The organism is Nocardioides sp. IC4_145, from assembly GCF_011250565.1.
Classification (GTDB): domain Bacteria; phylum Actinomycetota; class Actinomycetes; order Propionibacteriales; family Nocardioidaceae; genus Nocardioides.
Genome location: NZ_JAANMS010000017.1, coordinates 60,462 through 69,860, shown reverse-complemented (window position 1 = coordinate 69,860; position 9,399 = coordinate 60,462). Strand labels below are relative to the sequence as shown.

9 protein-coding genes and 2 pseudogenes are annotated in these 9,399 nt (G+C 67.2%); 7 read left to right on the top strand and 4 right to left on the bottom strand.

What is annotated here, in order from left to right; all coding sequences use genetic code 11:
- The first annotated feature begins 406 nt into the window (after window positions 1–406).
- Window positions 407–1,653, top strand: a pseudogene (locus G6553_RS09505) (IS256 family transposase).
- A 21-nt stretch (window positions 1,654–1,674) separates the two neighbouring features.
- On the opposite strand, the gene G6553_RS21135 reads toward G6553_RS09505, so the two are convergent.
- From G6553_RS21135 to G6553_RS21125, 3 genes and pseudogenes are all read right to left on the bottom strand, one after another.
- Window positions 1,675–2,319 carry a DUF4872 domain-containing protein gene (locus G6553_RS21135; RefSeq protein WP_347565607.1) on the bottom strand — a complete coding sequence of 215 codons (645 nt, stop codon included), beginning with the start codon at window positions 2,317–2,319 and terminating at the stop codon, window positions 1,675–1,677.
- 68 nt (window positions 2,320–2,387) lie between these two features.
- Window positions 2,388–2,759 (bottom strand): annotated as a pseudogene (locus tag G6553_RS22130) (BtrH N-terminal domain-containing protein); the annotation flags it as partial.
- Between the two features lie 73 nt (window positions 2,760–2,832).
- The gene (locus tag G6553_RS21125) at window positions 2,833–3,174 is read right to left on the bottom strand and encodes a hotdog domain-containing protein (protein WP_242680217.1); all 342 of its coding nucleotides are present in this window, start codon (window positions 3,172–3,174) and stop codon (window positions 2,833–2,835) included.
- A gap of 9 nt (window positions 3,175–3,183) precedes the next feature.
- On the opposite strand from G6553_RS21125, the gene G6553_RS21120 reads away from it, so the two are divergent.
- The gene (locus G6553_RS21120) at window positions 3,184–3,321 is read left to right on the top strand and encodes a hypothetical protein (RefSeq protein ID WP_242532472.1); all 138 of its coding nucleotides are present in this window, start codon (window positions 3,184–3,186) and stop codon (window positions 3,319–3,321) included.
- Between the two features lie 71 nt (window positions 3,322–3,392).
- On the opposite strand, the gene G6553_RS09490 is transcribed toward G6553_RS21120, so the two are convergent.
- Complete coding sequence (locus tag G6553_RS09490; protein ID WP_166191397.1) at window positions 3,393–4,007, bottom strand: TetR/AcrR family transcriptional regulator; 615 nt, start codon at window positions 4,005–4,007, stop codon at window positions 3,393–3,395.
- A 915-nt stretch (window positions 4,008–4,922) separates the two neighbouring features.
- Here G6553_RS09490 and G6553_RS09485 point away from each other — a divergent pair.
- Genes G6553_RS09485 through G6553_RS09470 form a run of 5 tightly spaced genes read left to right on the top strand, consistent with a single transcriptional unit; the run spans window position 4,923 to window position 9,269 of the window.
- Window positions 4,923–5,210, top strand: a complete 288-nt coding sequence (locus tag G6553_RS09485) for a transposase (protein ID WP_166191394.1) — start codon at window positions 4,923–4,925, stop codon at window positions 5,208–5,210.
- The gene (locus G6553_RS21115; protein ID WP_347565606.1) at window positions 5,210–6,133 is read left to right on the top strand and encodes an IS3 family transposase; all 924 of its coding nucleotides are present in this window, start codon (window positions 5,210–5,212) and stop codon (window positions 6,131–6,133) included. The genes G6553_RS09485 and G6553_RS21115 overlap by 1 nt, the downstream gene beginning before the upstream one ends.
- The gene (locus tag G6553_RS09480) at window positions 6,027–7,067 is read left to right on the top strand and encodes a tyrosine-type recombinase/integrase (RefSeq protein ID WP_347565608.1); all 1,041 of its coding nucleotides are present in this window, start codon (window positions 6,027–6,029) and stop codon (window positions 7,065–7,067) included. The genes G6553_RS21115 and G6553_RS09480 overlap by 107 nt, the downstream gene beginning before the upstream one ends.
- Window positions 7,030–8,988, top strand: a complete 1,959-nt coding sequence (locus G6553_RS09475; RefSeq protein WP_166191388.1) for a tyrosine-type recombinase/integrase — start codon at window positions 7,030–7,032, stop codon at window positions 8,986–8,988. The genes G6553_RS09480 and G6553_RS09475 overlap by 38 nt, the downstream gene beginning before the upstream one ends.
- On the top strand, window positions 8,985–9,269 hold the full coding sequence (locus G6553_RS09470) for a DUF6262 family protein (RefSeq protein ID WP_166191386.1): 285 nt from the start codon (window positions 8,985–8,987) through the stop codon (window positions 9,267–9,269). Before G6553_RS09475 ends, G6553_RS09470 begins: the two co-directional genes overlap by 4 nt.
- The last annotated feature ends 130 nt before the right edge of the window (window positions 9,270–9,399 follow it).

The following is a 9,399-nucleotide window of genomic DNA, read 5'->3' as shown; positions in this document are numbered from 1 at the left end:
CCCACGAACTCCCCAGTCGAGCTGTCTCACCAACGTGCGCTGTCTCGGCGCCAAACAACCGGGAACATCGATTTGGCCCCGCAGAATCGAGGCCATGCGCTCCTCGACATCGCAGATGCAGCGGCGCCTGAGCCGGGTTGATGTTCGACGTCAAAACGAGCGCTACCCACTGAAGTGGGAGTCAGAAATGGGGACGCCTCAGATAGAGCAGGTGAAGTTTGGACGACTGATGCCGTGCACCCTCAGGTTCGAAGTGACGCCGCAGCGCCGTGGAGGAGTTGAGTCCCCGATAGTGGTGTAGCGCGGTCGCTGAGGTCGTCGCCGGCGTGTACGGCAGAGGCAGACGCGGCCACCGCGTGATCCTTCGAGTGAACCTCTCACAGAACCCTCGAACGGAGTCATCACGATGACCGCACCACACATTGTCGACCCTGCACGCCTGCTCAGCGAAGCCCTCGCTGAGGCGAGTCCGGATCTGATGCGTTCGCTGCTGCAGACGATGATCAACGCCCTGCTTTCAGCGACGCCGATGCTGTGGTGGGGGCCGAGTACGGCCGGGTCTCGCCGGGTCGAACCGCGCAGCGCAACGGCTACCGGCATCGCGACCTGGACACCCGGGTCGGCTCGATCGACGTCGCGATCCCGAAGCTGCGCAAGGGCACCTACTTCCCCGAGTGGCTGCTCGAGCGCCGCAAGCGCGCGGAGGCCGCGCTGATCACCGTGGTCGCGGACTGCTACCTCGCCGGGGTGTCCACCCGGCGGATGGACAAGCTGGTCAAGACCCTCGGCATCGACTCGCTGTCCAAGTCTCAGGTCTCGCGGATGGCGGCCGAGCTCGATGAGCACGTCGAGCAGTTCCGCCACCGGCCCCTCGACGCCGTCGGACCGTTCACGTTCGTGGCCGCCGACGCATTGACGATGAAGGTCCGCGAAGGCGGACGGGTGATCAACGCCGTGGTGCTCCTAGCGACCGGGGTCAACGGCGACGGGCACCGCGAGGTCCTCGGCATGCGAGTGGCCACCAGTGAGACCGGAGCTGCGTGGAACGAGTTCTTCGCCGACCTCACAGCCCGCGGCCTGGCCGGGGTCCGGCTGGTCACCAGCGACGCCCACGCCGGGCTGGTCGAGGCGGTCGCGGCGAACTTGCCCGGCGCCGCCTGGCAACGATGCCGGACGCACTACTCAGCGAACCTCATGAGCGTGACACCCAAGAGCATGTGGCCAGCGGTCAAGGCGATGCTGCACAGCGTCTACGACCAGCCCGACCGACCCTCGGTGCACGCCCAGTTCGACCGGCTTCTCGACTACGTCGACGGCAAGCTCCCCGAGGTCCACACCCACCTCGACACCGCCCGCGCCGACATCCTGGCCTTCACCGAGTTCCCCAAAGACGTCTGGACCCAGATCTGGTCCAACAACCCCGCCGAACGCCTCAATCGCGAGATCCGCCGACGCACCGACGCCGTCGGCATCTTCCCCACCCGCGAGGCCATCGTGCGACTCGTCGGCGCGGTCCTGGCCGAGCAGACCGACGAATGGGCCGAAGGCCGCCGCTACCTCGGCCTCGAGGTCCTCGCCCGCTGCCGCGTCACCGTCGTCCCCAACACCGAAACCGAGATCGGAGCTGATCAGCTGCCCTCCCTCACCGCATGACCAAACAGGAGGAACGCAGCGCTACACCACTACCTGGGACTTGACCTGGAGGTCTTGGGTCAGCATGGCCTCGAGCTCCGGAAGGGCCAAGGCCGACTGCGCGGCGTCGCGAACTCGACTGCGTGCCGGCTTATCCCGGGCGGTGGCCGAACGGGCCACCGTCGTCCAGGCCTCTGCGGCTCGGCTGGCTGACCGCGCCGATGAGGTGGTTGCTTCATCCCCGGTCATCTGGGCGATCTCGAAAGCCCCCTGGGCCAGCAGCCGGCGGAAGAGGCCGCCGCCTGTGCCTGCCTTCTCGATGAACGCGCCGAGGCTGAACAACATGATTTCGAGTTCCTCGTCGTCGTGGCGCTCCCAGCCCGCAATGTCCGTGGCAAAGGCATGCGCTGCGGCGACTCCTGCGCTGCGGACCATCAGACCGGCGGCGTCACCCGGTTCTGAGGGTAGCTCGTCGAAGACTCTGGTGGCGCTGGTGGGATTGCTCACCGCTTGGGCTGACTGGGCGAATGCCTCAGCCGCCGCGGACGCCAGATCCGGCAGCTCGGCGGGCCACCTGATGTCATACAGCGTGTGTCGCGTCGGTTGCGGGAACGACGTGGAACTGCGGGCCCGCGCAAGGGCCTCGTAGGGGACCTCCTGGACGTCTTCGCGATCGTTGTCGACCACCAGAGCGCATGGTCATCGAACCCGATGACCACGATGTCGTGGCGGCTCATCGAAAGTTTGACGCGCAGATATGGCAGCTCGGCAATGTCAGCCCAGAGCATGACTGGACGACCGCCCTCGATCTCGGCGCGTACCCAGCTCCATCCCTCGGCGGGATCATCAGTAACCCGCTGCTCGGCCGCTGCGCCAAGCCGACGAGGCAGATCCAGCTCGAGCTCTCCGCCACGGCCAACCAGGTACAGGGGTGGGAAAAGGCCTACCGAGCGCACATAGGAGAGACCGAGCGCGCCGCCGAGAGCGAACACCAGACCTTCGCTGGGAGGGCCGTCCCATCCGAGTCCGGCCCACTCCAGCAGGTCTCGCAGAGCGCCGGACCCACAGTGCCCACCGATCCGATGCGGGTAGGGCGACACCTGTGCGGCGGCATGACTAGTAGTCATGAAGCCGTCTTTCGCATCCGAGCCTGCGTGTCGGACGGTGATCGGTAGCAGTCAACCTCTGCTCGCTGAACGATCACGGCCTCGGCTCTCTCTCAACGCCTCTCGGACCGCCGGTCTCCTCGGCGGTCTTGGTGATGGCGCTCTCCAGGCTCCGTGCGTACGCAGCAGCGAAGTGGGCGACGTCAACGAGCACGAACATGGCGGTCGAGGTGAGCACCCTCTGCCCCTCCGGGTCGGTGATGGTGGCTTCAACCTGAAGTCGACGCCCATCGCGACCGGTGAGGTGGGCTTCCAACCGATAGGTGACGTCCAAGAGGACAGGCTGCAGGTACTCGATCTCGAGGCGTCGAGTCACCGCCGGGCCGCCAACTAAGTACTGGAGGAATCCATAGAGGTCGTCGATGACCGTCGCCAACGCCCCACCATGAGCGATCCCCGGCGCGCCCTCGTGCCGGCGGTCGAAGGCGTGCGCAGCGACCACGCCGTCCCCCGCACGTCGCACCTCGAGATGGTGACCATGCGGATTGTCCTCGCCGCAGCCCAGACAGTTGGCGTGGTGTGAGGCAAGGCGAGCCCCGTCGTCAGGAGGACGGAACTTCTCTGCAAACGTCGCGATCAGGTCATCAAATCGACTCATCCCGCTACCCCGCCTGCCATGACAGTGTCGATCCAGCGTTCGAGGACATCACGCTGCCACTTAGAAGGATGCGGGACGAGCATCCCGCTCACTCCTCGACCTAACAGGAGATCCAGCGTCAACTGGATCAGAACCGGATCCGTGGTGATCCAGACGCGACATACCTCCCGAAGCTCGGCGTGCACCCGCTCCTCCGCCGGAACCAGCTGGCGTCGAAGGTCCTCGTCGGTGCGTGCCGCGGCCCATAACTCCAACGTGGCTCCGTACAGCGGCCCGGACAACGCCTCAGCGAGGAGCTCCAGGGCCGCCAGTGCTGCCGCTCTGGTCGGTTGAGCCGAGGGGTCCAGACTGTCTCCGATCCGTATCGCGAGACTGTCTTGAACATGCGTGAGACGTTGCTGAGCCAAATGCTCGACCGCCGCCACGACCATCTGGTCTCGCGTGCCGAAGTGGTGGAGCTGAGCGCCTCGCGACAAGCCAGCTCGCTCGGCCACGGCAGGGCCAGTGGTCCCCGCGTACCCCAGCTCCGCCAAGCAAGCCACCGTGGTGTCCAGCAGCAGCCGGCGGGTTGCGACCGCCCGAACCTGTCGATCCTGCACGCCAGCGGTCATGTTGAACACTGTACATACATACATGCATGTATGCGCTCTAGGTGGAGCAGTGCTCGCCTTCGCACTCCTAGCGCGCCAGACACCGTGCCGAAAGCCGTTGCTAGGTAACGGACCGCGGACAATGCCATCTGCTGGCGCGCTGGCAGCAGGCTCTCCCGGCCAACCAGGCGGCATATGTGTCGATCTCGCCACCCGCGCCCTCTCCCCCGGTGGCCTACTTGTCCCGGCCACGTTCGGCCCGACGGGACCCCGTCTTTCTCGGGCCAGCCAACGGCCCGTCACTTGGCCGACGACCTCGCCGTCTCCTTCGCGCCCGCCTTCCCCTTTGGCCCGTGCGGAGACGCGATGCACTGCACTCCCGGCGGCGCCGAGCAGCAGTTCACCTGAGAACGGCGCGGCGCACCGATCTACTGCTGCTGACCTCCGCCAAGCGGATCACGAAGGAGCGGGGCGCCGGCGCCATGCCCTCGACCGCGCCCGAGTTCGTGGCCGTGGTCCCGGAGAGCACGCCCCGACTTGTCGTGACCAGAGTCCGTGGCACCGTTGCAAGTCATGCCGAGTGTCCTCCGATCGATGGTGACGCACGTAGGGACGACGTAGGGACGCAAGGCCTAGCTGCTCGGCGTGTGTTGGAGACTAGCCCTCGGAAGTCGCTGTGGTCGTGTAGGAAATGGGGCCCTTGGTACTTGCGGTGGGGGTAGGCGACACGCGCCGCTGAGCTGACCCGGAGATGGGTCGAGACCTTCCAAAGTTTGGTGCGACCAAGCAACCGAACCGGAAGGCCTCGACGATGTCGCAGCCTACGGCGTGCGATCGCGCGCGTTCGTGTCCAGATCCGTCCTACTGCCAGTGAAGTGCCCCCGCTAGCCCGGACACCTTGAGTGAGGCGACGATGGTCGCCCGAGAGGAGTCCCTGTGCCTGCACCGAAGAGTCCTGAGTTCCGTCGTCGAGCAGTCGAGCTGGCGCGGCTGCGTGAGAAGCCGATCGCTCAGATCGCGAAGGATCTCGGCATTGCCGAGTCCGGTCTGCGTCGCTGGATGAAGCAGGCCGACATCGACGACGGCGTCCAAGACGGCCTGACCTCTGATGAGCGGGCCGAGCTGGTCCAGCTGCGCCGTGACAAGCGGGTGCTCGAGATGGAGATCGAGATCTTGAAGCGGGCCAGTGCCTACTTCGCTCGGGAGAACGTGCTCCCAAAATAGTGTTCCCGGTAGTCCAGGAGCTTGCCGCGGACGGTGTTCCGGTCGCGGTGACCTGCCGGGTGCTGAACGTCTCGACCTCGGGCTACTACGAATGGGCGCGGCGCCGAGCGAGCCGTCGTGACCTCGAGCAGGCCTACCTGATGGCCGCGATCCACGACGTGCACGCCGCCTCCTACGGCACCTACGGCCACCGCCGGGTCCATGCCGAGCTGACCATGGGCCGGCGTCTGGAGGTCAGCCACGGCCGTGTCGAGCGACTGATGCGCTCCACCGGCCTGCAGGGCGTGCACCGACGCAGGCTGCGGGGCTGCACCCGCCGCGATCAGGCCGCGACACCATCGGAGGACCTGGTCGAGCGGAACTTCCGCCCCGATGCCCCAGACAGGCTCTACGTCGCCGACGTGACCCAGCACCGCACAGGTGAGGGGTGGTTGTACTTCGCGGTCGTCATCGACTGCTTCAGCCGCCGCGTCGTGGGCTGGTCGATCGCGGACCACATCCGCTCCGAGCTGGTGGTCGATGCGTTGCAGATGGCGATCTGGAACCGTCGCCCACCGGCCGGGGCGGTCCATCACAGCGACCACGGGTCGACCTACACCAGCTGGGCCTTCGGTCACCGGCTGCGCGAAGCAGGGTTGCTCGGATCGATGGGCACGATCGGCGACTCCCTCTTAACCGGCCAATCGGCGTGTTTATGCAGGTCAGCGACACGCCGGGGTTTAGTGGCTGCCGTGGTGCGGCGGGTCGGTGGTGCTACATCTGTTGCTCATGGACGAGAGGGCCGCGCTGCGGCTCGAGGAACACGGCGAGGGATGGGTGCTCGCTGGCGAGGCGGCTGCGCGGTTCGAGCTGGTCAACGAGTACCTGAGCCATCTGCTGGACCGGAACTACTCGCCGGCGACGGTTCGTGCCTACGGGTATGACCTGCTTGCGTTCTGCCGCTGGCTGACCGAGCAAGACCTCAATCCGGAAGCGGTCACCACCAACGTCTTGCTCGACTATCTGAAGGCGTGCCGGGAAGCGAGCGTCCCGGGCCGGCCGGGGCCGAACGTGGTGACGATGGACGGGCAACGGGTGGACCGGTACGCGGCCACGACGATCAACCGCCGGCTGGCGGCGATCTCCGGACTGTTCACGTTCGCCGGGCTGCGGTCCCCGGATGCGAAGAACCCGGTGCCGCGGGGACGCGAAGCACGCTGGATGGTGGCTGGGGAGCGGTCCGGGATGCTCGCGCACACGACCCGCCGGCGCAAGCCGCGTTCGGCGTTGCGGCTGCGGGAGCCGAAGAAGCTGCCGGTGGCGTTGTCGGCCTCGGACGCCGCCACGCTGGTCGGAAGCTTGCGCACGTGGCGCGACCGCGCGATCGCCGGGCTGATGCTGTGGTGCGGCCTTCGGTCGTGTGAGGTCCTCGCCCTGGACGTGAAGGATGTCGACATCGGCGGCCGATGGGTCACCGTCACCGGCAAGGGCGCCAAGCAGCGACGCGTCCCGCTGGATCCGGACGTAGCCTCGGTGATCGACGTGTATCTGCTCGCCGAACGCCCCGAGTCGACGTCCGAGCGGCTGTTCTTGGTGGCCAAGGGCCCGCACCGCGGACAGGGCCTGACTCCGGCCGGGCTGCGCACGATCTTCCGCTACCACCGGGAACTGACCGGCGTGAGGGGCGGAAACCCGCACGCGTTTCGGCACACGTTCGGCACCGTGCTGGCAGAGGCCGGCGTCGATCTCGCGGTGATGCAGGCGCTGCTCGGGCACGCGCACGTCGACACCACCGCACGGTATGTTCATCTGGCTCCGGCCCACGTGAAAGCCGAGTTCGATGCAGCACGCGAACGCCTCCGCACCCAGAACCGCTGACACCGACCTGCGCCTGGACGGCGAGGATCTGCTGGCCGCCTACCTTGATCGCCTCCATGCCACCGGCCGCGGCAACGTCTCGTATGAGCGCGCCGCCCGGAGGTTCTTCCGCGCCTGGCCAGACCCACAGGCGTGGGCCGCCCAGCCACTTGCCGATCGGCTCGCTGAGGACAAGGCAACCCGGCCGGTCGTCACGTTCCTGATGCTGCACCAGGGCCTGCAGCCGGGATACGACTACCTGCTGGAACGCAAGCTCTCCCCGCTCTGGCGGGAGATCCAAGGCAGTCCGCTGCAGGCCGAGGTCGACCGGTTCCTGAATGCCGCCGAGACCCTCGGGTTCACGATGCGCACCCGCCTGGCCACCGGTTCGCAGGTCCCGGCACGGTTGCTGATCCAGACCGGTCGACGGATCGACCAACTCGTCCACGACGACCTGGAGGAGTTCGCCGAAGCCTGTCACGAGCGCGCCCGGCGCACCGGCACCAGCCACCGCCACTACCTCTCGGCGATTAGCAACACCCAGACTGTCCTGTTCCACCTCGGCATCCTCGACGCGCTGCCGCGTTCGGGTGGCCCGGTCCCGCTGGCGGAGCGGCTCGCGCAGGTGACCGCGCCGATCCGGGCGGAGATGATCGCCTACCTGGAACGCAAGAAGGCCACCTGCCACGCCAAGACGGTCTCGGCGATGGCGACCCGGCTCAAGCACTTCGGCATCTTCCTGACCACCCTCGACCCCGACCTGACCACGGTCAGGAACCTGGACCGGCGGCGACACATTGAACCCTGGCTCGCCTCGCTGCTCGACACCGTCAGCGAGAAGGACGGACACCCGATCAGCACCGGCGACCGGAACCGGCGCGTGGTCGCGGTCGCGACGTTCCTGACCGACATCACGGAGTGGGGCTGGGACGCCGCCCCGGCACGGAAGGTCATCTTCCGTGACGACATCCCCAAACTCCCGCAGGTCCTACCGCGCTACCTACCCGTCGACGCCGACCGACGCCTGAGCGCAGCACTGACCGACCATCCCGACAACGAGCTCGCCGCGCTGGCGCTGCGCCTGCAACGCGCCTGCGGGCTGCGGATCGGTGAGCTGCTCGACCTGGAACTGGACTGCGTGCACGAGATCGACGGCAACGGCGCCTGGCTGAAGGTGCCGCTGGGGAAGATGGCAACCGAGCGGATGGTGCCACTCGACACCGAGACCCTCGATCTGATCGACCGGATCATCCAGATCCGGTCCCAGGGTCGACCGATGCCGCACCCGCGCTACCGGCGTCCCGCGCAGTTCCTGTTCACCTACCTCGGACGCCGACTCACCCAGCAGGGCGTTCGCCGCGAACTCGACCACGCTGCTGATGTTGCCGGGCTGGGGCACGTTACCTCCCACCAGCTGCGGCACACCTACGCCACCGCGCTGGTCAACGCCGGAGTCTCCCTACAAGCCCTGATGGCGTTGCTCGGACACGTCAGCGCCGAGATGAGTCTGCGCTACGGGCGACTGTTCGACGCCACCGTCCGGGCCGAGTACGAACGCGCGCTGGAACTGGCCAAACAGCAAACCGCGCTTCAGTCACCGGTGGGCAACAGCCCGGCCGGAAGAGCGCAGCTGCCGCTGGCCGACATCACCGGCGGAAAGGACTGGCGCACCACGCCACTGCTGAAGTCACGCATGGCCGGTGGGTTCTGCCTGCGCGCGCCGGCCCAGGGCGCCTGCAGCTACGCCAACATCTGCGAGCACTGCCCCAGCTACCGAGCCGACCCCTCGTCCCTGCCGATCCTCGCCGCCCAGCGCGTCGACGCCGAGGCGCTGGCCCGAGACGCAGAGGAACGCGGATGGATCGATGAGGCCGAACGCCATCGCAAGCTCATCGCACGGCTTGACGCTCTGATCGCCGACACGGAGGCCACCGCCGGATGAACACCAGCCACACGCTGAACGCGGTCGAGCGCGCCTGCACCGACCTGGTCCGCGATGGCCGACCGGTCACCTTCACCGCCATCGCCACGGCCACCGGGCTCAGCCGTTCCACGCTCTACCGCAACACCGCGCTACGCGCCCTCGTCGAACACCACCAGCACCGCCCCGACGGACCGATGACCGCGATCACCGACGAGATCGCCACACTACGCACGGCAGTAAGCAGCCTCGCCGAACGAGTCCGCAGCCACGAAGAACAACTCCGCAGACTCCGCAGCTGACGCTGTTTAACCGGCCAATGGCCCAGCAGCAGGCCGATTAGCCGGATAATGTTTCGACAACTCCGTGGCCGAGAGCTTCTTCGCGACCCTGCAGACCGAGCTGCTCGACCGCTCGACCTGGCCGACCCGT